General features: G+C 39.3%; 20 protein-coding genes. 15 read left to right on the top strand and 5 right to left on the bottom strand.

All coding sequences use genetic code 11. The features are described 5' to 3' along the window. The first annotated feature begins 20 nt into the window (after positions 1-20). Positions 21-776, top strand: a complete 756-nt coding sequence (locus tag GGQ60_RS09120; RefSeq protein WP_183762688.1) for a DUF1570 domain-containing protein — start codon at positions 21-23, stop codon at positions 774-776. Between the two features lie 5 nt (positions 777-781). Here the strand turns inward: GGQ60_RS09120 and GGQ60_RS09115 are convergent, their stop codons facing one another. Next, positions 782-1,528, bottom strand: a complete 747-nt coding sequence (locus tag GGQ60_RS09115) for a DUF3108 domain-containing protein (protein ID WP_183762685.1) — start codon at positions 1,526-1,528, stop codon at positions 782-784. A gap of 136 nt (positions 1,529-1,664) precedes the next feature. Here GGQ60_RS09115 and GGQ60_RS09110 point away from each other — a divergent pair, with 136 nt between their 5' ends. Next, positions 1,665-3,491, top strand: a complete 1,827-nt coding sequence (locus tag GGQ60_RS09110) for a DNA polymerase III subunit gamma/tau (RefSeq protein WP_183762682.1) — start codon at positions 1,665-1,667, stop codon at positions 3,489-3,491. Between the two features lie 75 nt (positions 3,492-3,566). On the opposite strand, the gene GGQ60_RS09105 is transcribed toward GGQ60_RS09110, so the two are convergent. Together GGQ60_RS09105 and GGQ60_RS09100 are read right to left on the bottom strand one after the other, a co-directional pair. Then, the gene (locus GGQ60_RS09105) at positions 3,567-3,971 is read right to left on the bottom strand and encodes a hypothetical protein (RefSeq protein WP_183762679.1); all 405 of its coding nucleotides are present in this window, start codon (positions 3,969-3,971) and stop codon (positions 3,567-3,569) included. A gap of 523 nt (positions 3,972-4,494) precedes the next feature. Further along, complete coding sequence (locus tag GGQ60_RS09100) at positions 4,495-6,714, bottom strand: NADP-dependent isocitrate dehydrogenase (protein ID WP_183762676.1); 2,220 nt, start codon at positions 6,712-6,714, stop codon at positions 4,495-4,497. A gap of 576 nt (positions 6,715-7,290) precedes the next feature. On the opposite strand from GGQ60_RS09100, the gene GGQ60_RS09095 reads away from it, so the two are divergent. From GGQ60_RS09095 to GGQ60_RS09075, 5 genes are all read left to right on the top strand, one after another. Further along, positions 7,291-8,493, top strand: a complete 1,203-nt coding sequence (locus GGQ60_RS09095) for an ankyrin repeat domain-containing protein (RefSeq protein ID WP_183762673.1) — start codon at positions 7,291-7,293, stop codon at positions 8,491-8,493. 9 nt (positions 8,494-8,502) lie between these two features. Continuing rightward, positions 8,503-9,849, top strand: coding sequence for an ankyrin repeat domain-containing protein (locus GGQ60_RS09090; RefSeq protein ID WP_229685033.1), 1,347 nt, complete (start codon positions 8,503-8,505; stop codon positions 9,847-9,849). A 160-nt stretch (positions 9,850-10,009) separates the two neighbouring features. Beyond that, complete coding sequence (locus tag GGQ60_RS09085) at positions 10,010-10,582, top strand: hypothetical protein (RefSeq protein WP_183762667.1); 573 nt, start codon at positions 10,010-10,012, stop codon at positions 10,580-10,582. Between the two features lie 395 nt (positions 10,583-10,977). Continuing rightward, the gene (locus tag GGQ60_RS09080; protein WP_183762664.1) at positions 10,978-12,297 is read left to right on the top strand and encodes a PQQ-dependent sugar dehydrogenase; all 1,320 of its coding nucleotides are present in this window, start codon (positions 10,978-10,980) and stop codon (positions 12,295-12,297) included. A 79-nt stretch (positions 12,298-12,376) separates the two neighbouring features. After that, the gene (locus tag GGQ60_RS09075) at positions 12,377-14,428 is read left to right on the top strand and encodes a TonB-dependent receptor (RefSeq protein ID WP_183762661.1); all 2,052 of its coding nucleotides are present in this window, start codon (positions 12,377-12,379) and stop codon (positions 14,426-14,428) included. Between the two features lie 64 nt (positions 14,429-14,492). On the opposite strand, the gene GGQ60_RS09070 is transcribed toward GGQ60_RS09075, so the two are convergent. Beyond that, positions 14,493-14,828 carry a single-stranded DNA-binding protein gene (locus GGQ60_RS09070; protein ID WP_183762658.1) on the bottom strand — a complete coding sequence of 112 codons (336 nt, stop codon included), beginning with the start codon at positions 14,826-14,828 and terminating at the stop codon, positions 14,493-14,495. Positions 14,829-15,068: 240 nt separating this feature from the next. Here GGQ60_RS09070 and GGQ60_RS09065 point away from each other — a divergent pair, with 240 nt between their 5' ends. The 4 genes from GGQ60_RS09065 (at position 15,069) to GGQ60_RS09050 (ending at position 17,372) form a co-directional block, all read left to right on the top strand. After that, the gene (locus GGQ60_RS09065; RefSeq protein WP_183762655.1) at positions 15,069-15,434 is read left to right on the top strand and encodes a hypothetical protein; all 366 of its coding nucleotides are present in this window, start codon (positions 15,069-15,071) and stop codon (positions 15,432-15,434) included. A 259-nt stretch (positions 15,435-15,693) separates the two neighbouring features. Further along, a complete protein-coding gene (locus GGQ60_RS09060) occupies positions 15,694-16,533 on the top strand; it encodes a methylated-DNA--[protein]-cysteine S-methyltransferase (RefSeq protein ID WP_183762652.1) in 840 nt (279 codons plus the stop codon). 6 nt (positions 16,534-16,539) lie between these two features. Continuing rightward, complete coding sequence (locus GGQ60_RS09055) at positions 16,540-16,788, top strand: Ada metal-binding domain-containing protein (RefSeq protein ID WP_183762649.1); 249 nt, start codon at positions 16,540-16,542, stop codon at positions 16,786-16,788. Continuing rightward, positions 16,764-17,372 (top strand): alpha-ketoglutarate-dependent dioxygenase AlkB family protein, encoded by a 609-nt coding sequence (locus GGQ60_RS09050; protein ID WP_183762646.1) that lies wholly within the window; start codon positions 16,764-16,766, stop codon positions 17,370-17,372. Before GGQ60_RS09055 ends, GGQ60_RS09050 begins: the two co-directional genes overlap by 25 nt. A 256-nt stretch (positions 17,373-17,628) precedes the next feature. On the opposite strand, the gene GGQ60_RS09045 is transcribed toward GGQ60_RS09050, so the two are convergent. Then, complete coding sequence (locus tag GGQ60_RS09045; protein WP_183762643.1) at positions 17,629-18,420, bottom strand: hypothetical protein; 792 nt, start codon at positions 18,418-18,420, stop codon at positions 17,629-17,631. A gap of 411 nt (positions 18,421-18,831) precedes the next feature. Between GGQ60_RS09045 and GGQ60_RS09040 the strand changes: the two genes are divergently transcribed. The 4 genes from GGQ60_RS09040 to GGQ60_RS09025 all read left to right on the top strand — a co-directional run bounded on the left by GGQ60_RS09040 (position 18,832) and on the right by GGQ60_RS09025 (position 21,255). Then, complete coding sequence (locus GGQ60_RS09040; protein WP_183762640.1) at positions 18,832-19,305, top strand: response regulator transcription factor; 474 nt, start codon at positions 18,832-18,834, stop codon at positions 19,303-19,305. A gap of 117 nt (positions 19,306-19,422) precedes the next feature. Beyond that, positions 19,423-19,965 (top strand): DUF4199 domain-containing protein, encoded by a 543-nt coding sequence (locus GGQ60_RS09035; protein WP_183762637.1) that lies wholly within the window; start codon positions 19,423-19,425, stop codon positions 19,963-19,965. Between the two features lie 291 nt (positions 19,966-20,256). Then, positions 20,257-20,781, top strand: coding sequence for a GNAT family N-acetyltransferase (locus GGQ60_RS09030; RefSeq protein WP_183762634.1), 525 nt, complete (start codon positions 20,257-20,259; stop codon positions 20,779-20,781). 75 nt (positions 20,782-20,856) lie between these two features. After that, complete coding sequence (locus GGQ60_RS09025) at positions 20,857-21,255, top strand: META domain-containing protein (protein WP_183762631.1); 399 nt, start codon at positions 20,857-20,859, stop codon at positions 21,253-21,255. Positions 21,256-21,296 lie beyond the last annotated feature (41 nt).

The following is a 21,296-nucleotide window of genomic DNA, read 5'->3' as shown; positions in this document are numbered from 1 at the left end:
TTTAGAACAGTTTTCAAGACATGCACAAAATCCTGCTATTTTTATTGATCAATTTGATGGGTTCCTCGCTCTACGCCCAATATGTAGAGATCAACCTGGTTAATTGCAAAATAAACGACAACGAGCAAAAGAAAATAGAAAAGCTGATTGCGTATGAGCGCATGTTCTGCAATGAAATTTTTGAAACAAGAGAGAACATTACCGTTCCTGTTAAAATCAATCTTTACGGAAAATCAAAAGATTACCGCATAGAGAAAAACAAGTATAACGCGCCATCATCAACCGGCTTCTACATACCGGCAATAAACCAGGCCTTTATCATGAAAAGCGGCGATTTTATTCCCGTGGCGTTGCACGAGGCCAGTCATAGTATTTTCCAGTTCAATTATCAGAAAGCACCGAAGTGGCTAAATGAGGGCTTGGCCGAATTTTTCGAAACTCTAGATTTTGACAGTGAAGGCAACTTATACGCTTACCCACAGGGCAACCGGATTAAAAGCATAAAAGCAGGTTTAGCTTTTATGGATACCGACAGGTTAAAGACATTTTTCAAAATTTACGATGGTACTTTTTATGGCCATGGCATCAACGATAATTATAATACTGCCTATAGTATGATCTATTATTTCGTTAAAAATAAAAGAACAGCTGCATTAAAAAACATCATTAAGCTTACTGCGCAGGGATATGACACCGAAAAAGCGATAGCACTTACTTACGGCAGTTTTGATGCATTTGAAGCCAGTTATAAACAGTTTTATAACCTTCACCATTGATATGATCAGTATTGCTTCACTTTTATGCGGCAGTTGCCTTTATAATATTCTTTCATTTTAATCACCTCTTTTGATTTCTCGGTTAGCCAGAAAATGGCATAACTGTCTTGGCTGTAATTGATTTTAAGCAACCAGCAATTAACGGTTATATCTGCATTCAATTTCAAATTATCTTTGCCAACCACTTCATAACGGTGGTAAGTTGCTGATTTTTCGTTGGGATCAAAAAATGAAATATCAAACTGCTGGCCAACCTTTTTTATCGGCAATAACGCATACGTTTCTAAATCCTGCTCCCAAGAAATGACCGGAATATCTAATTTAACCGGGCCTTTTTTAACAGCAGCATTATTTTTTACGGTATCAGATGGTAGCATTAAACCATTTTTATAATCGTAGGCAAAAATACCCCGGCTTTTATAATTGGCATAATGATAAATCGGAGCTAGGGTTTTTCGGTCGCAAATCTTCGTGATTGTGGCAAAAAGAGAATCGTTACGGAGCCATTTCCAACCAAAATCCAGCACTTCATTTTGATCTCTTTTTTTAAAAGCAATTGTTCTCTCCCATATATCTCCAATAGTCCGTTTCGTTTCAAGAGAATCGGTCATATAAACCAGGTAGCTGGTTTTTCCTTCTTTCAGATTGCTCATCACCAGTTTATGGTTTTGTGCATTTATAGTATCAACCTGTGCTACCGAAGTGCCTGTAAAAAACAATATTATTGCGCTAATAAAAACTAATACCTTCATTTATAAAGCTTTACCGTTAGATTAATTTTACCACTAAATGTTACGCAGCTTTTTATAAATCATTTTGGCATTTCAACTTTTCCACATTCCAATTTTTCGATCCTACAACACCTAAATTTTTCCTATTTTCGTGCCGATGGAAAATTTTATCGTTTCTGCCCGTAAATACCGCCCTGCCACCTTCGAAACCGTTGTTGGCCAGCAGCATATTACCGGTACGCTAAAAAATGCCATCAAAAACAACCAGCTTGCCCAGGCATTTCTATTTTGCGGACCACGTGGAGTGGGTAAAACTACCTGTGCACGTATCCTGGCCAAAACCATTAACTGTACTAAGCCTACAGCCGATATGGAAGCCTGTGGCCAATGCGACAACTGCCTCTCTTTTCAAAACGGACATTCTTTTAATGTACACGAATTGGACGCGGCCTCGAACAACTCTGTTGACGATATCCGTAGCTTAATTGAGCAGGTGCGTATACCACCGCAAGCCGGTAAATACAAAATCTATATTATTGATGAGGTTCACATGTTATCGCAAAGTGCATTTAATGCCTTTCTGAAAACATTGGAAGAACCACCTCCTTATGCCATTTTTATCCTGGCCACTACTGAGAAACATAAAATCCTGCCAACTATCCTATCACGTTGCCAGATTTTTGATTTCAACCGCATACAGGTAGAAGATATTGCCAGCCACCTGTCAACCATTGCACAACGCGAAAACATTGCTTTCGAAAGCGATGGTTTACACATTATTGCTCAAAAGGCAGATGGCGGATTGCGTGATGCGCTTTCGATGTTCGATCAGATTGCCAGTTATGCCAATAAAAACATTACTTACAAAGCGGTAATCGATAACCTGAACATTTTAGATTACGATTACTTTTTTAAACTTACCTCTTACCTCACTGCTGCAGAAGTGAGCCAGACCCTGCTTTTGTTCGATGAAATTTTGAACAATGGTTTTGATGGCAATAACTTCATCAATGGCTTGGCCAGTCACTTCCGTAACCTGTTAGTAGGTAAGGATGCGGCTACCATTAAATTGCTGGAAGTGAGTGAAAACATCAAACAAAAGTATCTGGAACAGTGCAGGCAAACAGAATTATCGTTTCTGTTAACAGCGCTGAATTTAGCCAACACCTGCGATTTAAACTATAAAAACTCTAAAAACCAGCGTTTACAGGTAGAGTTGGCACTGATTAAAATGTGCCACATCCGGTCGGTCGTCAATTTAGCACAACAACCCTTAAGCCCTAATAACACAGCAACTGACGCAGATCAGGATAAAAAAAAAACTAATGTCGTAGCCGAACCTGCTGAAAGCCTAAAGCCTAAGGCCGGGGCCGAAAGTAGTAGCCAAGCCACTGCACCCGTTACTGGCCTCCCTGTTTCGCCTGGTATAGCGGCAGAGGAAAAGCCAAAAGAAGCCTTAAGACCTCATAGTTCCCAGCCATCCACCACTTCCATTAGTATTAATATCACAAAGGCTAAAGCAGCCAGTATGCTGATCCCATCGCTCAACGATTTTGATCGCATTGCGCAGGAGGAGGAAGAAAAAGGCCCGAAAAAAGCAACCGGCGAAGCCCGCGAAGCATTTAGTTACGACCGCTTATTGGAAATCTGGAGCATATATACACAAAGGCTTAAAGCTGCTGATAAAATCAATCTTTTTACCATTTTAAACAATTTTGCCCCTACCCTTGTACATCCTGAGTTGATTGAAATTTCGGTAGAAAGTAAAACGCAGGAACACCTTATACAACAGGAATCGGTAGAGCTTTTAAACTTTTTACGCAACGAGCTCCGCAACTTTGGCATAGAAGTTACCTACAAACTGGTAGAACGAAAGATAGAAAACAGGCTATATGGTAACCGCGAAAAGTATGACTACCTGGTAAATAAGAACCCAAAACTGGACGAATTGAGAAGAAGGTTTAACTTGGATATTAATCCTTAGCTAGTTTTCAGTTGGAAGTTTTTAGTTGCCGCTTTTAAACCACCGGGAACCAAACTACCAACTGAATACTGTTAACTAATGTTCCATATCGTTAATCGGATAACCTTCCTCATCTAAATCATCACGATTATCTTCTTCTGTACGTGAAAGAATTTCATCTTCGGGATTAAGCAATACACTTTCTCCATTGTCTACATGCATCCCCAGCTCCTCCAAGTTATCTTCAGCAATTTCCTCATTGCGGGCATATTCGTCGCCAACATAGGGGTTGGCTTCATCATAGGTAGAATCATCATCTCTTGCACCTGCCGCTACAGTTTCATAACCCATCGGATGGTCATATTCACTGTCTGTTCCCCTTACATCGAGCTCGTAACTCTCCTTATTTTCATCATACGATAAATTTTCCTTATTGATTTCGCTGTTTTCTGTGGTGCTATGTATTTTATCCTGCGATCCTTTATTTTCGTTAATTGCCATGGTATTGGTCTCCTATAATAATTTATAATATTATAACAAAGCACTATAAATAAGGTTTTCTATAGCCAAAGAATTCTGTTGCTATTTGGGCGTGCCCCAAGCTGCGCAGGGTCGGGCTATCCACTACTAGTCCTCTCCACTCGTACCTCATGGCTGTGGGCTATCCGTTTCTATCCCTCACGCGGCAAAATGCAGATTTAAAACAATCGGTTAAACAGGATATTGTACGATCTTCATTTCGGTCGGTTGAGGACATAAGCCTTAGGCATTAAAAATAGTACGGGCCAATCCACCTAAACCCGATCAAGCGGGATGCTGCCGATCCTTCATCGGGAGCGGGACTGTTGGAACCCAAAAGCTTCTGCATCTGCTTTCCTAATACAAAGATTTAAATTTTAATACCACTAAAACCATGAAAACCCCACGTCATAAAAAAGCGTCCTGATTTTTACATCAGGACGCTAAATATTTCAAGAGTTGTCAACTTTCCTTGCCAGGGGCATATTAAAGTTAACCACTCAGCTTATAAACTTGCCAAAGAGGTATTTAATGTTTCACTTGGGCGCATGGCTTTGCTTGCCAGTTCATCATCAGGGTTATAATAACCGCCAATGTTTTGTGGTTTGCCTTGTGCACCGATCAGTTCTTTGTTAATTTTGGTTTCATTTTCCAATAAGGTTTTAGCCAAAGGTGCAAACCTGGCTTTCAGATCAGCATCCTTTGTTTGGGCTGCTAATGCCTCAGCCCAGTATAGGGCTAAATAGAAATGAGAACCCCGGTTATCGATTGTTCCCAGCTTTCTTCCTGGTGATTTATCTGTCGCTAAAAACTTAGCATTGGCTTCATCTAAAGCATCGGCCAATACCTGTGCTTTTGCATTGTTTTGAGTTTGAGCTAAATGCTCTAAAGAAGCCTGAAGTGCTAAAAACTCACCAAGCGAATCCCAGCGTAAATAACCTTCTTCGATAAACTGCTCAATGTGTTTTGGAGCAGAACCACCGGCACCGGTTTCGAATAAACCACCACCGTTCATTAACGGAACGATAGAAAGCATTTTCGCCGAAGTTCCCAGTTCTAAAATCGGGAACAAATCAGTTAAATAATCACGCAGTACGTTACCGGTAACCGAAATGGTATCTAAACCTTTGCGAATGCGTTCCAAAGTAAATTTAGTCGCTTCAACCGGAGCTAAAATGCGGATATCTAAGCCTGTAGTATCGTAATCTTTTAAATAAGTATTTACTTTTGCAATGATTTCCCTATCATGTGCTCTTTTTTCGTCTAACCAAAAAACAGCCGGAGTTTCAGATAAGCGTGCCCGGTTTACGGCTAATTTTACCCAATCCTGGATCGGCGCATCCTTTGTTTGGCACATGCGGAAAATATCTCCTTTTTCTACTTTTTGATCGAAAAACACTTTTCCATCAGCATCTGTAACCCGGATAACCCCGTTTCCGGTAGCCTGGAAAGTTTTATCGTGCGAACCATATTCTTCTGCTTTTTGTGCCATTAACCCTACGTTCGGTACCGTACCAATGGTAGTTACATCAAAAGCACCGTGCGCTTTACAATCTTCGATGGTTGCTGTATAAACACCTGCATAAGAACGGTCCGGGATTAAAGCAATGGTATCCTGAAGTTTACCTTCTTTGTTCCACATCTGGCCCGAAGTACGGATCATGGCCGGCATAGAAGCATCAACAATTACATCCGAAGGAACATGCAGGTTGGTAATGCCTTTATCAGAATTAACCATGGCCAAAGCAGGTCCGTTTTCAATAGCCTGTGCCAAAGCGGCTTCAATCTCTGCCTGTTTAGGATTACCTGCAATTTTTGCATATACATCTCCTAAGCCATTTCTGGTATCAATATTAAGCTCCTTGAAAAGATCAGCATATTTGGCAAAAACATCTGCGAAATAAACTTCAACAATGGCACCGAAAATAATCGGATCAGAAACCTTCATCATGGTTGCTTTTAAGTGTGCTGATAATAATACACCAGCTGCTTTTGCTTCAGCAATCTCTTTGGCTACGAAAGTTTTCAATGCCGACAAGCTTAATGCTGAGCTATCAATAACCTCTCCGGCTTTTAACGGCGATAAACCTTTTAATTCGGTTATTGTACCATCGGCTGCTACAAATTCAATTTTAAACTGGCTGGCTTCAGCAACCGTGGTAGACTTTTCTGATCCATAAAAATCGCCTTCAGTCATGCTGGCCACTTTGGTTTTTGAATCTGCCGACCATTTACCCATTGAATGCGGGTTTTGTTTAGCGTAATTTTTAACGGCTTTAGGTGCTCTGCGGTCGGAGTTACCTTCACGTAAAACCGGGTTTACAGCCGAACCTAAAACTTTTGCATATTTAGCTTTGATTGCTTTTTCTTCATCGCTCTGTGCATTATCCGGATAATTAGGAATGGCATAACCCTGAGCCTGTAACTCGGTAATTGCACCTACCAATTGAGGGATAGAAGCAGAGATGTTTGGTAATTTAATGATGTTTGCTTCGGGAGTGGTAGCCAATGCACCAAGCTCTGCTAAAGCATCACCAATTTTTTGGTCGTCTTTTAAATACTCAGGAAAGTTTGCCAAAATTCTTCCTGCTAAAGAAATATCTCTGGTTTCTACATCAATACCCGCTGATGCGGTAAAAGCTTGTACGATAGGTAAAAGTGAATAAGTAGCCAACATTGGCGCCTCATCGGTTTTGGTGTAGATAATTTTTGATGTATTTGACATGTTATATTGATTTTGCTTATTTATTTAATTACCCGATCGATTTATGGCTTTGTAAACCAATCTTTTTAAAATCGGCTAAAGATAAAATAATCGAATGAATTAAGGAACATCGTAATGTTATTTATGGTTTGGATTGGCAATTCATTTATTAGGAGCTCATCATCTCCATTGTAATAAAAGAAATAATGGAACATACTATTGTTTTTTGGAGCGCAATGTTATTCGCTTCTTTAACGTTACTCCTGTGCTCCGCTTTATCCCGATGAAATCGGGGATGCCCGCTCCGATCAGGGCTATAAATTCAGGCCTCTGGCACGGAAAACCGACCTGGTAGCAGAAAAGCACTGCAACTAAACCTGATCGAACGGATGCCATTTTTCATGGCAGGAAGTAGAGCAGGAAGAAAATAAGCAATGAAATACTGTAACTGCTTTCCAAAAAAATAATCAATTAACAATACATTCATTATCGTTCTGATTCATTGCAACATTCCCGATAATTTTTGATTAGGCAAATTCTTTGGCTAAACTTTTGTTGCGGGAAAAGCATATATCTACTTTAAATATTTTAATTGAAATGACCGAAACTACCTTAGATCAACAGTTAAATGCCCGTAAATTCGACGAAGCAAAAAGCTTGATGCAAAAGGGCGAAAAACTCTCCAAAAACTTGCATGATTATCAAAGATCATCCATTTTAGATAACCTCATCCGCGAAAAACAGTACGAAATCCTGAACATGATGGTAAAGGATAAAACCATCGAAACCGATATTTATGAATTTGATAATTTTGATAAAAGCATTTTCCAAAGCGTTGTACGCAACCTCGGCAATGATAGAGAAGATATTGCTTTTTTTAAAGACTTTATTACCCATTTCGATAACCTCAATGATGAGGTAAATACCAAAACCTTATTGGGTTATCTGTTCGAGAATGGTGTAAACGCCGAGGTTATCAAGGCCTGTATCGATGCCGGATGTTCTACAACATTCAAAAATAATGCAGAAGAAAATTACCTCCACCAGTTGGTAAAAAGCAGTTTCCGCCGGTATAACCTCAATGATGAGCAAACTACAGATCTGCTTAAGGAGTATATCGATATCCTGATTAGCGAAGGTACCGACATAAACGAAGGCAACATTATACAGGAAACACCTTTAATTGCTGCCGTAAAGCTGAATAAGAAAAACTTAATTACACACCTGCTTGAAAATGGAGCAGATCCTAACCAGGTCGACCGGGAAGGTAATTCGGCCTTCTTTTATGCTGTAGCACATTCGCAAAATGAAACCATTTATAGTATGTTGCGCAATTCTGCCTCATCTGAGCTTAATCAGTTAAATAAAAAAGGGGTAACACTGTTATTCGAATACGTGCGCATGATGCCCAACACTGAAAACAGCATCAATTTTCTTAAAAAACTGCTTAACGATGGTGCAGATTTATACCAACCCAGTACCTGGTACAGTGCAGATAAAACCCCTTTGGATGTGATCGTTGAAAAACAGGCCAATATTTTAGAGGCAGTATTGGAAAGCCAACTGGTAGATATCAACAGAACCGATAACGGGGGGAATACCCTGTTGCACAAAGTTTGCGCCTATAATGTAAATTACGAACCTGAAAAAGCCAAGGAAACCTACCGCAAGGTAAAGCTCCTGATCGAAAATGGAGCCGATATTACAATAAGCAACGATAAAGACCAAACAGCCTTAATGCTGGCCTCAGATGATAACCTGAAAATAAAAACTGTTGAACTGCTAATGAAACAATCTTAAAATATGTCAATGTCATTTATAGTTGCATGCGAAAGCGGCAAGCGCAAAATAGCCGAACTTTTATTGGCCAATAATGAAGTAGAAGTAGGTTATACCGACGAGAAAGGCAGAACCGCTTTGCATTATGCTGCGCATCACGGGTACCTGGATCTTGTAAAAATTTTAATCGATCGGGGTGCAGATCTGGATTATGAGGACCACAATGGCGAAACACCCTTTTATTTCGCCTGCCTGCAAAAACAAAAACAAACTGCCCTTTACCTGTTGGATAAAGGTGCCAGGATAGACATTAAGGACCTGAAAGGAAACAGTCTGTTGCATTTAACTGCACAAAACGGACAGGTTGAAATACTGGAAAAGCTGCTTGATGGCGGACTTGATGTTAACAGCGAAAATAATGAAGCAGAAACACCCCTTCTTATCGCATCGGCCTGGAGAAACAAGGAGGTGGTCCTGAAATTATTAGAATTTGGTGCCAATATCAGTACCACAAATAAACATGGCGATTCGCCTTTAATTTTTGCGGTTAAATCTAAAAATACGCCAATGGTTGAGCTGCTTATTGATAAAGGTGCCAACATCAACCAGGTTAACCATAGTGGAGAATCTGCATTGTTGCTTGCCTGTTATGATGGCAACCGCATGCTCACTAAAATATTGGTAGAAAAAGGGGCTGATGTATTTGTATCTTCAAAAAACGGCCTGTCGCCAATATGGTATGCCTGCGCCAATAACCAAAAAGAAATTGTCGATTTATTTTTAAACCATGGCGTGGATGTAAATTATGCCAAACCACTTTCTGGTAATGACGATTCGATGTATTCGTACCTCGAATGGGTAGAAACAGCCAACAACATTTCCCTATCTGCCAGTTTCTCTTTTGATAACCATTATAGCTATGGCGGCGAAAGTATGCTGCACGTAGCAGCCAAAAGCGGTCATTTAAGCATGTTAAAGTTATTGTTGGAAAAAGGTGCTAAAGTTAATATCCAGGATGAAAGCGGGAACACTGCTTTACACTATTCTGCGGCAAATGGTAAAAAAGATGCGGTTAAATTTTTACTCGAAAAATCTGCCGATCCCTCGATCGTGAACGTCAAAGAACAAAAGGCAATTGATTATTCGAATATTAAGGGCTTTAATGAAATTACCGAACTCCTGTTGAAATATGGGCCTGCGGTTAATTTGAATACACAAATGACAAGCGCCATACCCAAGGAAAACGCCGCAGAAGCTTCAAAAAACGATATGGCTACAAAAAAGCAGGCATTGTTAGACTTAAAAGAGTTATTAGATGCCGGGATTTTATCGCAGGAAGAATTCGACGCAGAAAAAGCGAAGGTTTTGAAAGGTTGAGAATAATCCCGCAGTTGATCGTCATGAATAAGCAACTTGCAACGATTATTATACTGAAAAATATTGTCGAACGAATTTTTGTTATAAATTTACCTCAACAGATTTTCCTGATCACAAATATACAACTGATCAGGAAAATCCGATATTAATGCTCACACAAATGAAACGCAGTCCTAAAATCAACCTCCTAATAAGTTCCATTCTCTTCCTTTCCATCGTTATATATGCCTGTTCTCCTAAACTGTATGTTGACGAAAACAAGCGTTATGAGGCCGGTACCTTAACCGGTAAACAGATCGATTCGCTACACCTTTTCTTAAAACAAAATGAAAGGCTTGCTTTAAAAGATACCATCATTATTAAATACGATTTCAATAAAGACGATTGCTGGAAAGACCTTAGCTACCAGAATGCAGAATTTTTGAATAATGTAAGATGGACCTTTCAAAAAAATATTCTTGAAAAAGCAGAAGCCAGGCCAAAAGTTGCCATTTACCAATACCGGGAAGAAGGAAAAAGTTTCAGTCCGATTAAATCAAAGGGGTTAGAAATAGAAACAGATCCGGGTTTTCTTAAAAAATTATTATTTAAAGAGGTAACTTCTTGCGGAACCTCGGCAATTATTCTCCCTAACGGAAAATTTCTCCTGGTAAAATCAGATCCGCAATTTTCTGCACTGATATTAAACGCTAATGATATCGAAAAGAAATTACAGGAAAACCTGGTTAAATAAATGCCAGGAAAAAATCAGGTTGCGTTAAAAATGATTTAACAAAATTTAACTAAAAAATTAGGTGTAATGTTGTAATTTAGTTTCGTTAACCGTTTCAAAATCAGCAACTGTAAATGTACGCTCAAAATCTTCTACTACACCATACCGATCTTAAAAGCATCATCTTTCAATGGTCGGGCTTCATTAACAATCCATAACTAATTTTAGAAGAATAAGATGCTTTCCTGTTAACCAAAATGGGAGCAGGAAAAACGATATGCGCTCTCAAGGGAAGGTACTCCAGGGTACTTTCCTTTATTATTTTGGCCTTGGTATAATTATACACACACTAAAACATCTCCCTGTTTTCGATGTTATATTTTTTGAGACAAATTCTTTATCAAAAACCGGTTAACATGAAGAACAAGATTTTTTATACCTCAGTGCTTTCTATTGCAGTCCTTTTGGGATGCCAATCCAATTCTACATCACAAAAGCAGGGAAAAGATACGACCTTAACAACTAAAACCGGAGCAGTAGAATTACCTGCCCCGGATACCAATGCTGCTAAAAATAAATTCAGCAAAGTAATCGGCTGGCCGGATGGAAAAACACCTATTGCACCTGAAGGCTTTGTGGTAACCAGATTTGCGTCCAATATTAAAAGTCCGCGTAATACCTACATTACACCCAATGGCGATGTACTGGTAGCACTTTCCAACTCAGAAAGAAGTGCGGTAGAAGCAATTGCCAACAAAGTAACAGGTAAGGCAAAATCAGAGGTACCCGGGAAAAGTGCCAATACCATTCTCCTGTACCGTGATGAGAATAAAGATGGTAAACCCGAAACGGTGACCACCTTTTTAAGTGGCTTGAACCAACCATTCGGAATGCTGGTTATCGGCAATTCATTTTATGTAGCCAATACCGATGGCCTCTGGCAATACCCTTATCAAACAGGCGATACCCAAATAACCGCAGCCGGTAAAAAGATCTTGAGCCTTCCGGCTGGTGGTTATAACAATCACTGGACAAGAAACCTGATTGCCAATGCCGATAAAAGCAAAATTTATATAACTGTTGGATCGGGCAGTAATGTAGGTGAAAATGGAATGGAGCATGAAGTAAGAAGAGCCTGTATATTGGAAGTGAACCCTGACGGAAGTGGCGAAAAAATTTATGCCAGTGGTTTACGAAATCCCGTTGGGATAGATTGGGCACCATCAACCAATATGCTTTGGACAGCTGTTAACGAGCGCGATGGCCTTGGTGACGACCTGGTTCCAGACTATATCACCAGCGTTAAACAAGGTGCTTTTTATGGTTGGCCGTACTCCTATTACGGCCAAAATGAAGACCCTCGCTTAAAAGGCCAAAACCCTGAAATGGTTAAAAAAGCGATTGTTCCGGATGTTGCAGTTGGTGCACATACCGCATCACTGGGATTAGCTTTTTATAAAGGGAACAAGTTTCCGGAAAAATACCAGGGAGGTGCATTTATTGGCCAGCACGGCTCATGGAACCGATCAGCAATTTCCGGCTATAAAGTAGCTTTCGTACCTTTTAAAGATGGCAAACCAAATGGAAAACCTGAGGATTTTTTAACTGGTTTTATCGCCGACCAGGATAAGGCAGAAGTTTATGGTCGTCCGGTTGGAGTTACCCTTACACCAGATGGCGCTTTATTGGTTGCTGATGATGTTAGCGGCGTAATCTGGAAAGTAGCTGCAAAATAATTTATAATTAGCCACAGATTAGTAGAATATACACTAAATTTATTCGCCAGTTTGTGGCTAAATACTAACCCTTTCCACTTTGAAATCGAACTTTACCTTACTGTTTACCTTACTTTTTTTTACAGGCTTAGCGCAGACCCTGAAACCCGACTCGATCAAAAAACTTGAAGAAGTGACGATAAAAGGTTATTACAATCCCCAAAATTTACTCAGATCGGTATCCGCGGTAAACCTGGTAGATAGTGGCTTAATAAAAAACCAGCCCAGCAGTTCACTGGTGAGCATATTAAATACGGTAACCGGGGTACGTATGGAAGAACGTTCGCCGGGCAGCTATCGTTTATCGCTCCGTGGCAGTCTGCTCCGATCTCCTTTTGGCATTCGGAATATTAAAATTTACATCGATGATTTCCCCTTAACTGATGCAGGTGGAAATACTTACCTGAATGTTTTAGATGCTTCTGCCATTGGTACAATGGAAATTTATAAGGGACCTGAAGCCAGTATTTTTGGTGCGAGTACAGGTGGGGCTATTTTAATTAATACGCCTGCCATAAACCAAAATGAAATTGATATTTCAGCTATTGGAGGTTCCTATGGTCTATTTCATCAAACGGCATCAATTAAACGGCAATATAAAAAGTATGGTTTCAGCTTGAGCGAAGGGTACCAGAAAAGTGATGGATATCGACAAAACAGTGCTATAGATAGAAAATATTTTCAAACGCTGCAACAGTGGAATTATAACAACGCCGGTAGTTTAAAGGCTTTTATTTTTTATAGCGATTTAGGCTACCAAACGCCAGGCGGATTAACGGCTGCACAATTAGATCAAGACCCTAAACTGGCACGGCCGGCAACAGCAACCTTACCTGGTGCCATTTCGCAGCAGGCAGCCATTTATAATAAAACCATTTTTGGGGGAATATCCAATTCCTACCAGATCAGCCAGCGGTTAAAACATGTTATTGCTTTATTTACCACTTATACAGATTTTAAGAACCCCTATATTACCAATTATGAAAAACGCTATGAAAGTACACTTGGATTAAGAACATTTTTGGAATATGCCCAAACAAAAAATAACCTTAAACTTAATGCCCAAATTGGGTTAGAGCATTCCACAACCAAAAGCCAGATCAAAAACTTTAATAACAATGGAGGTGAAGCTACCACAATGCAGGCTTCAGACCGCTTAAGAGCCGGTCAGGATTTTGCCTACTTAAGACTAAACTTCGATATTAGCAATAAATTTCTGATCGAACTTGCTTCAAGTTTAAATTTCTACGGGTACAACTACGAAAGTTATTTCCCTGTTGTTATTGCCTCGAAACAAAGAAAATTCGATACCCAGTTTATGCCAAAGGCAGCGGTATCTTACCTGATTACCTCCGGTTTTTCGGCCAGGGCTTCAATCAGCAAAGGTTATTCGCCACCTACCATTGCGGAGGTAAGGTCGTCAGACAACACCATTAACAATAACTTACAGCCAGAATTAAGCTGGAATTATGAAGCCGGCCTACGTTATAGAACCAAAAACAACCGTTTTTATGTTCATGGAAACCTATTCAGTTACCATTTGAAAGAGGCTATTGTTAGGAGGTTAAATCAAAACGATGCCGAATATTTTATCAATGCGGGGGGAACCAAACAGCGGGGAATTGAACTGGAAACTGCCATTTGGATCGTCAGAAACAACAGTTCATTTTTAACAGGATTACAACTGAGAAGCAATTACACCTATAGCCATTTCAGGTTTAGCGATTTCGTAAGCGGCCCGGCTACCTATAGTGGAAATAAACTCACGGGTGTTCCTGAAAGTATTTTAGTGAACAGTTTGGAGTTAAATTTCCCTAAAGCCATCTATTTCTTTGTACAACATAATTACACTTCGGCCATCCCTTTAAACGATGCCAATACCATTTTCGCGAAAAGGTATCATCTGGTTGAAAGCAAACTAGGGATCAGAAATTTATGGATAGGCAAAACCCGTTTAGATTTATTTGCTGGTGTAAATAACCTTCTTAATGCGAACTACAGTTTAGGCAACGATTTAAATGCGGCAAACGGAAGGTATTTTAATCCTGCTGCCAAAATCAATTTTTACACCGGCCTGTCTGTTAAATTATGATTTTAAACCACATCATATAATTTGAGACCTATATGATGTGGTTTACTTTCATTTAATAAGCATTTTACTTTTCATTCCCCCTAATTATCAGGTCGCTCACGGCTATATCAATTCCGTAACGTTTTTTCCCATCCTTGTCATCATACCGATTTGCCTGTAGCCTGCCTTCTACCGTTAAACCTGTACCCTTTTTAATCTGAGCCTCAGCAATTTCGGCTTTTGCATTCCAAAAAGTTAAATTAAACCATTGTACTTTTTTTACTTCCTCACCCGCAGTATTTCTGTAGGTTTCATTTATGGCCAGGTTAACTCTTGCTAATTTTTGATTTCCAAAAGTTTTAATCTCTGCATCTGCTCCTGCAAATCCGCTCAATACTACTTTGTTAATTGCACTTTCCATGATCTTTAAATTTTAAGTTTCTAAATGTTTAACGAACAGTCATCACCCCGACAACCGACAAGACAAAATTGTAAACTGCACCAGAAATTAATCGGATGGTAAACATTTATAGTCGTTTATAAACGTTTATACACGGATAATAGGCTTTTAAAGCTTCGTTATGGTATTTTTTATGTTTTTTTATTCTACATTTTATTTTATAAATTAGACCATCATCCCATAATAAAAAAATAAATTATTATGGAACGTTTATGTTTAGACTGCGGAACCCTGCTCAGAGGGAGGGCTGATAAAAAATACTGCGACGATTCGTGCCGCAACAATTATAACAATCGTTTAAAAACCGGGGATAATCTCGTAATTAAAAAAGTAAATAGCATTCTAAAAAAGAATCGTGCTATCCTTGCTGCTCTTAATCCAAATGGTAAAACAAAGGTTACCAGTAAAAAGCTAATTTCGGCCGGCTTCAATTTTGAATACCACACCTATAGTTACGAAACCCAAAACGGAAATGCCTACATTTTCTGTTATGAATACGGGTATCTGATTTTAAATGATGACAGTTGTCTGCTTGTAAAAAAAGAGGAAAAGCTTTGGTTGGGCTAGTTCAAAACAAAGCGTACTAAACAGGAATTTTATCCACCCGGTGATGTAGTAAAAATAAAAAGAAAGAGAAACCCAACGGTGGCAGATGCTTTATTTTCTTCATACAGACCTCAATAGAAATAACGATCTTGCGGCTACAAATAAATTAATGGGTAACGGAATAAATCAGCAGAGTTTTAAAATCCAGTTAAACTTAGCAAGTTTCGGGTAGTTTATCCTTTCTTTCCAAACTACTTTTGGATCTACATTATTCAAGACCATGAAAGCACAAGAAGAAATCAATTTCAACCGGATAGCCAAGGCAATAAGCTATATCAAAGCGAATTTTAAAACACAGCCTGGTTTAGAAGAAATTGCCGAGGAAGTAAACTTAAGCCCCTTTCATTTCCAAAGATTATTTAGCGAATGGGCTGGTACTACCCCGAAACGGTTTTTGCAATACATTAGCATCGGTTATGCCAAAGAAATGCTGAAAGAAAACCAAAGTTTATTCGATACGGCATTGGAAACCGGATTATCGGGAACCAGCAGGTTGCACGATCTCTTTGTAAACATCGAGGGGATGACACCTGGCGAATATAAAAACGGTGGCGAAAACCTTCATATTAATTATAGTTTTGCAGAAAGTCCATTCGGTAACATTATTGTCGCCAGCACCTCAAAAGGAATCTGCCATATCGCTTTCTACGACGATGAAACTATTGCTTTGGCCAACCTGCAGCGCCAGTTCCCGGCAGCGCGGTACCAGCAGATATTGGATAAAGAGCAACAGAATGCTTTATATATTTTCGGCCACGATTGGAGTAAATTGCATCAGATTAAACTGCACTTAAAAGGAACTGATTTCCAGTTAAAGGTTTGGGAAGCCCTGTTAAAAATTCCTATGGGCAAATTGACCACCTATGGCAGCATTGCAAAACAATTACAAAACCCAAATGCCTCAAGAGCGGTAGGTACTGCAATTGGCGATAATCCAGTGGCCTTTCTTATCCCTTGTCACCGGGTCATACAATCAAGTGGTGCCTTGGGTGGCTATCATTGGGGTACAAGCCGAAAAACAGCCATAATTGGTTGGGAAGCAGCAAATATCAATACTTAAATCTCTATGATCAAACATGCTGATATTTCAACGGAAGAATTAAAAAAGCATTTTAAAAACAAAGATATTTGCTTTGGCGGAAATGCCAGGTTGAAGATTTTCGGATTGCTTACATGCAGATCGGGAAAGCGTATGAAGAAAGAAAACCGGGTGTTTTTCCGATCTGTCGAAGAAGCACTTCAACATGGCTATCGTCCGTGCGGGCATTGTTTAAAAACAGCATATCAACAATGGATTTATTCAACACCAAAATAGATGTTAACCGAAATCTGCTCCCCTATGGTGGAACAGTAAATTATTATGGCAAATTATTCCAGGCATCAGAAGCCGATCATTACTTCGATATGCTGATGAACACCATTGAATGGAAGAACGACGAAGCCTTTATAATGGGCAAACACATCATTACCAAACGAAAAGTTGCCTGGTATGGGGATGAAGCCTATTCTTATACCTATTCTAACAGATCGAAAATGGCCTTACCTTGGACAAAGGAGTTACTGGAGCTAAAAAAGATCTCGGAGGAGCAAACCGGCACTACATTTAACTCCTGTTTACTTAATTTATACCATAACGGCGATGAAGGGATGGCTTACCATAGCGATGATGAGAAAGCCTTAGCTAAAGATTCGGCCATTGCTTCATTAAGTTTTGGCGCAGAAAGAAAATTTCTTTTCAAACACAAAAAAACCAAAGAAACAATTACCTTGTTTCTGGAGAACGGCAGCTTGCTGGTGATGAAAGACGAAACACAAACAAACTGGTTGCACCGATTACCCCCAACCAAAAAAGTGTTTAAGCCGAGGATAAACCTCACGTTTAGAACCATGGTGGTTTAGGTTATAGGATCGTCATTTCGAGCGGGGTGTAATACAGCAGAGAACCACATAGTACTCAGCGAAACTAAATCTACCTAGACAGATCCCTCGATTCCGTTCTCTCCAGTCGAGATGACGGTCTTTGTCTTGGAATCTGTTAACAAGAATGCTTTTTGCTCCGGAATGATAAAAGGCCTTCGACAAGCCCAGGCTGACAGCAATTTTAATTTGAGTAATTGGCCACTATAATTCTGGCCAATTACTTCTTCAAAAAATCTTAATGCTTAAACTCCTTGATATCTACAATGCGGTCATCATCAGCATTTTTCTTCAAAAATGAAGTTCCATGCTCATTTGGCACCCAAGTGTAGTCTCTTTGGATATTTCCTACCAGGGTTTCAGGCTGACTGGTTAATGATGCCGGCAAAGGCAGGTTAAAGGTTTCCCCGGTTTTGGTATTTACCTGGTACAGGCTGTTAGCCGTTAGAAATGCCAATGTAGTTTTATCGCCCGAATACATAAAAAACCTCCCCTGGATACGCTCATCTTCTTTCTGGCGCTTGATCGGGTAAACCCTTGAGTTGATGGTAGTGATAAAGAAATCGTTGTTTACCAACAGATTGCTCCTGGTTAATTCTTCTAACCCTTTCGTATACTTTTTATCTTCGGCACCTTTTGATGGTTTATTTAAACTCACCACGTCAGTTTTTCCGCCATTTACATAAATAATGTAAAAGGGATCCATTTTATCTTTCCCATTATCGCCCTGAACCAATACTGCTGTTTTTTGTGTATTGATAAAAGAAGCAAGCTTAAATTTCTTGGTTTCGGCATTCGGTGCATCCTCAACTGTAATGGTCGTATCTTTAGAATTAATGGCAAAACGATCGGCAGAAGCTGTTTTCCCCGAGTCGGTTTTTACAATGGTTAATATGTCCTTTGCTGATTTTGGAAATACATTAAAATCATCACCCGCAGCAAATGCGCGTGCTTTAAAAGTCTTTTCTGAAGGACCTCCGCAACCCAATAACACAACGGAAAGAAGGAATGCATAAAGCGTAATTTTCATAGGTATGGCTATTATTTTTTTTGCTAATTTATAATCTTTCTGGCTTTCCTGTTGTTAAAGTCACCAGAAAATTACCGCTTTTGGTTAAAAATTTAATCCGCACCCGATCTGGCATGTTTATTTAACCAAAGATATGTAACAAGGCAGAGATCAAGGCGTACGCCTTTCCACCGAGCATTTTTTATTCTTATCATCTGCACATATCTTCTTCATCTGCGGAAACTATATAATTATGCCGCCCGCCGGTTTTGCCGATCAACACAGAATGCATTCCATCTTCCATCATCCATCTTACATTATCCATCTTACATTTTACCGCCCTCCTCCCTTTAGTCCATCCCCCTGACCTCCATCACTTTCAAACAGCCGACTTAAAACTAAATTTCCTATTTTTGATTAAATGATCATTCAATGCCGGGCTCAACAAACTTTCTAACCAAAAACAAAAGTATCATCCTGTATGGGATATTTTTAGCTATAATGCTTCTTTTATTAAAATGGTTAGAGCTCCGGTTCATCCTGATTAATCATGCCTTCGAAATTTATGCCGGTTCTATTGCAATTATTTTTACGGCTTTAGGCATTTGGTTGGCATTAAAATTAACGAAACCTAAAACCATCCTGATCGAAAAAGAAGTTTTCACCGAAAAACCAGAAACATTTGTCCTTAATGAAAAAGAAATGATCAGACTCAATATCAGCAAAAGGGAGCTTGAAGTATTACAACTAATGTCGGAAGGATTGAGTAACCAGGAAATTGCAGCAAAGTTATTTGTTTCCTTAAACACTATAAAAACCCATATTGCACGGCTTTTCGATAAACTGGAAGTAAAGCGTAGAACACAGGCTGTGGAAATTTCTAAAAAACTCAGCCTTATCCCATAATCGCGTTAATACTTTAGTATTAAATATCATTTTTTTTATGAAAATCACCCTAAAGTATGAAGATAAAAACAGACAATCGGGTGAATTTTGTGGTATAAATCAATAAAAAATTCAGACATGAAAAAGAACGTACTCGTATTCGGATTAATTGCAGGAGTAATTGTATCGGTATTAATGGTCCTCTCGATGATGAGGTGCTATAACGATCCCAACCTGGAGCACAGCATGCTAATCGGTTATGCTTCGATGGTACTGGCCTTCTCTTTTATTTTTGTTGGGATCAAAAACTATCGGGATAAGTATAACGACGGGTTGATCACTTTCGGCAAAGCATTTAAAATCGGTGCACTGATCAGTTTGGTAGCATCTACCATATATGTTGTTGTTTGGCTAGTTGATTATTATGTATTTATGCCCGATTTTATGGATAAATATGTTGCCCAGGTATTAAGGGAAGCCAAAGCAGATGGAGCATCGGCGGCAGAACTGGCTAAAATGACAAAAGAACTGGCTTCCAATAAAGAAATGTATAAAAACCCGGTAATGGTTATTCTCTTTACCTATATGGAAATATTGCCTGTTGGAATATTGATTTCGCTGGCTGCAGCGTTAATTTTAAGAAAAAAGCCAATCGACACGGTAAAAACTCTGGTAGTTTAAATAAAAGCACATTTTTTACGTACTGGGACCGCAGAAACAAGGGTTAAGAGAACATTGAATTAGATATAAGTTCATCAAATTAACATGTTCCGTTCCCAGCTGGGCATATCTACTTAAATCTGCGGGATAAAACCTCATGTTCGCTCCCGCTGATTTCGCAGATCAACGCAGAATCCATTCCATCGTCCATCATCCATTTTACATCTTACATTCTTCCCCCTCTACATCTTCCTACACTAAAACTCTCCCATAAATTATCTTAATTTTGATCAATAACCCCATAAATTTAATATGAAGATTTTTGCCGAAACGGAGCGATTAATTTTACGCGAATTACTGCCAGAAGATGCCGCAGGTATGTTTGAGATGGATGGTGATCCTGAAGTACACCTGTTTTTAGGTAATAAACCTGTCCTGTCTATAGAACAAAGTAAGGCCGATATTGAATTTATAAGAAAGCAGTATATCGAAAACGGAATCGGCAGGTGGGCGGTGATGGAGAAATCGACCGGTAATTTTATAGGTTGGGCGGGATTGAAACTGATTAAAGAACCGATCAATAACCACCACCACTATTACGATCTGGGTTACCGGTTCAGCAAGCGTTTTTGGGGCAAGGGCTATGCCACAGAAGCAGCTATAGCGGTAAGGGATTATGGATTTAACGAACTAAAATTGAATGAGATTATTGGTATTGCAGATACGAATAACCTGGGCTCTATTCATGTTCTCGAAAAAGTAGGCTTAAAACGGATCTCTATTTTCAATTACGGTGGCATAAAGCACCATTGGATGAAGATTGAAAAATCAGTTTAGCTTTATCAAAAGCTGATTTCACCTTTATTGGTTTAGTTTTTGATGTTAATCAGAAAATCATTAAACCTTATTGTCATGAAACAACTCATCTTCTGCACACTGCTGCTTTTCTCATTAAGCTCATGTAAAGAGAAATTAAACCCTGAAAGCTTTACAAACACTAAGTGGGAACTGATAGAACTACCCGGTTTAACATTACCTGCATCGGCAAAAGCAACCCTCAACTTTGCAGATAGCTTAAAAATAAGCGGAAAATCATTTTGTAATGGCTATGGTGGCCGTGCAGAAATTAAAGATAATAAGATCTCGGTTAAAAATGTTTTCGGCACAAAGATGTTCTGTCAGGAAACCGATGCAGCAGAACGCTCGTACCTGCATGCTTTAAATCAGGTAAACAGTGCTAAATTGGCCGAAAATAAGCTTTACCTGCTAAATGGCGATAAAACATTACTGGTTTTCACCAAAACGGACTAGAATCTTTACAATCACAAAAAGGCTGAATAAAGTATTTTTGC

This window comes from Pedobacter zeae, from assembly GCF_014196715.1.
GTDB classification, from domain to species: Bacteria; Bacteroidota; Bacteroidia; order Sphingobacteriales; family Sphingobacteriaceae; genus Pedobacter; species Pedobacter zeae.
The sequence above is the reverse complement of the archived record's forward strand: the minus strand, read 5'-3'. Positions and strand labels throughout refer to the sequence as shown.

What these genes read in the sequence shown, in the direction of transcription:
- GGQ60_RS09120 (WP_183762688.1), top strand. Translation starts at nt 21, where the DNA reads ATGCACAAAATCCTGCTATTTTTATTGATCAATTTGATGGGTTCCTCG.
- GGQ60_RS09115 (WP_183762685.1), bottom strand. Translation starts at nt 1,528, where the DNA reads ATGAAGGTATTAGTTTTTATTAGCGCAATAATATTGTTTTTTACAGGC.
- GGQ60_RS09110 (WP_183762682.1), top strand. Translation starts at nt 1,665, where the DNA reads ATGGAAAATTTTATCGTTTCTGCCCGTAAATACCGCCCTGCCACCTTC.
- GGQ60_RS09105 (WP_183762679.1), bottom strand. Translation starts at nt 3,971, where the DNA reads ATGGCAATTAACGAAAATAAAGGATCGCAGGATAAAATACATAGCACC.
- GGQ60_RS09100 (WP_183762676.1), bottom strand. Translation starts at nt 6,714, where the DNA reads ATGTCAAATACATCAAAAATTATCTACACCAAAACCGATGAGGCGCCA.
- GGQ60_RS09095 (WP_183762673.1), top strand. Translation starts at nt 7,291, where the DNA reads ATGACCGAAACTACCTTAGATCAACAGTTAAATGCCCGTAAATTCGAC.
- GGQ60_RS09090 (WP_229685033.1), top strand. Translation starts at nt 8,503, where the DNA reads ATGTCATTTATAGTTGCATGCGAAAGCGGCAAGCGCAAAATAGCCGAA.
- GGQ60_RS09085 (WP_183762667.1), top strand. Translation starts at nt 10,010, where the DNA reads ATGAAACGCAGTCCTAAAATCAACCTCCTAATAAGTTCCATTCTCTTC.
- GGQ60_RS09080 (WP_183762664.1), top strand. Translation starts at nt 10,978, where the DNA reads ATGAAGAACAAGATTTTTTATACCTCAGTGCTTTCTATTGCAGTCCTT.
- GGQ60_RS09070 (WP_183762658.1), bottom strand. Translation starts at nt 14,828, where the DNA reads ATGGAAAGTGCAATTAACAAAGTAGTATTGAGCGGATTTGCAGGAGCA.
- GGQ60_RS09065 (WP_183762655.1), top strand. Translation starts at nt 15,069, where the DNA reads ATGGAACGTTTATGTTTAGACTGCGGAACCCTGCTCAGAGGGAGGGCT.
- GGQ60_RS09060 (WP_183762652.1), top strand. Translation starts at nt 15,694, where the DNA reads ATGAAAGCACAAGAAGAAATCAATTTCAACCGGATAGCCAAGGCAATA.
- GGQ60_RS09055 (WP_183762649.1), top strand. Translation starts at nt 16,540, where the DNA reads ATGATCAAACATGCTGATATTTCAACGGAAGAATTAAAAAAGCATTTT.
- GGQ60_RS09050 (WP_183762646.1), top strand. Translation starts at nt 16,764, where the DNA reads ATGGATTTATTCAACACCAAAATAGATGTTAACCGAAATCTGCTCCCC.
- GGQ60_RS09045 (WP_183762643.1), bottom strand. Translation starts at nt 18,420, where the DNA reads ATGAAAATTACGCTTTATGCATTCCTTCTTTCCGTTGTGTTATTGGGT.
- GGQ60_RS09040 (WP_183762640.1), top strand. Translation starts at nt 18,832, where the DNA reads ATGCCGGGCTCAACAAACTTTCTAACCAAAAACAAAAGTATCATCCTG.
- GGQ60_RS09035 (WP_183762637.1), top strand. Translation starts at nt 19,423, where the DNA reads ATGAAAAAGAACGTACTCGTATTCGGATTAATTGCAGGAGTAATTGTA.
- GGQ60_RS09030 (WP_183762634.1), top strand. Translation starts at nt 20,257, where the DNA reads ATGAAGATTTTTGCCGAAACGGAGCGATTAATTTTACGCGAATTACTG.
- GGQ60_RS09025 (WP_183762631.1), top strand. Translation starts at nt 20,857, where the DNA reads ATGAAACAACTCATCTTCTGCACACTGCTGCTTTTCTCATTAAGCTCA.